This is a genomic window from Candidatus Pseudoscillospira sp. SGI.172 (assembly GCF_050313575.1).
Lineage (GTDB): Bacteria > Bacillota > Clostridia > Oscillospirales > Oscillospiraceae > Vermiculatibacterium.
Genome location: NZ_JBNPLQ010000072.1, coordinates 1 through 1,543 on the forward strand (window position 1 = coordinate 1; position 1,543 = coordinate 1,543).

Annotated in this window: 1 protein-coding gene; it reads right to left on the bottom strand. The window is 45.9% G+C overall.

Annotated features, from left to right (window positions below; all coding sequences use genetic code 11):
- The coding region (locus tag ACQRD3_RS13485; protein WP_427781734.1) for a reverse transcriptase domain-containing protein at positions 1 to 1,543 on the bottom strand (1,543 nt) is incomplete at both ends.

A 1,543-nucleotide genomic window follows, 5' to 3' on the forward strand; every position in this document is an offset into this window, starting at 1 on the left:
CGTTTTACGCTTTTTCGCTATCATCGCAAGCTCCCACAGTTGTTTTCCTTTGAGGTTCTTCACCTTATTTACATGGTGTATTTCCAGCGGTACATTGGTTTTTCCGCACAGCTCACACACACGGGCGGACAGCCTGTCGTCAAATGACGTTCTGGAACCGACGTGTGCGATTGCAAAGTCTATGATTTTATCTGTCCAAAGGTCTGTATTTTTGCAGTCCATAAACCTTGCGAAACTGCGGCGCTTCATGCCTGCTTTTGTTTGGTAGGGCACACCCCACCCGCCGTTTCCGTCACGGTATTTGCGGATTATTTTTCTGCTGGTGCTTTCATGCTTTCCAGCCAAAGTTTTCAGGCAGCTGTATTCCATCAAATATTCAAAATACTGAAGCTTGTTGAAATTGCTGGCTATGCTGTAATAGTTGCAAATACCGCGCAGTTCAGAGTTGTATGTTGATACAATCTCCAAATCCGTACACCGAAAGATATATTTTCTTGCGATAGGCTCTATTGTTCCGTCGCGTAGTTGCCTTACGACCGACTTCCCAAACAGGAAAGGCATAATTTTGTCCGCAAACGGAATGCACAGCTCAACAGACCCGTTGAGCGTGCGGGAAACGTGGTTTCCGTGCGGCTTTAGTTTCTGGTCTCTTCTCACGCGGATGTCATAACCCAAAAATCTTGCATACTGATTGCTGTGCGTAATGAGCGTCTTTTGCTCTGAAAGTTCCATTTTCAGGGTTTGGCTGATGAAGTCGGACAGTTGTCTCTTGATACGCTCACAGTCCGCTTTATCGCCCTTCACGCCAAGAATGAAATCATCGGCGTAACGGATGTATTTGATGACTTTATCCGTTTTGGACATACAGGGCGTTTTATGCATGACCGCTTTTAATTGAGCGATTTTCTGCAACAGAGCTGTTTTTTTCTGACCTGTTGCAATTTTCAGCTGTTTTTGAGCCTTTTTTATCTGCCATGTGACCTTATCGTATTCCGGAGTATGGTGCCTGTCCCTGCTTTTATAGAACTCTTTGGCGGTCTTCCCCACGAACTTGTCCAGCTCATTCAGGTAGATATTTGCGAGTATGGGCGAAACGATGCCGCCCTGCGGACAGCCGGAGTAGGTAGCATGGTATTGCCAGTCCTCCATATAACCGGCTTTCAGGAATTTCCAGATGAGCTGAATCAGCCGAGCATCTTTAATCTTGGCGTTTATGACGTTTGCTAAAACTTGGTGGTCAATGTTATCGAAACAGCCTTTAATATCGCCCTCAATAAACCACGACACACCTGAAAATTCTCTTTTCAAAGATTTCAGCGCAGTGTGGCAGCTCCTGTTGGGACGAAAGCCGTGAGAATTGTTTGAGAAGATTGGCTCGTAGACCGATTCCAATATCATTCTCAATACTTCCTGCACCAGCTTGTCCGTAAAGGTAGGAATTCCAAGAGGACGTTTTTTTGTGCTGTTCTGCTTTTTCTGGATGTACTCGCGGCGAACAGGATTCGGAGCATAGGTTCCGTCAGCCAGAGATTGGATGATCCGA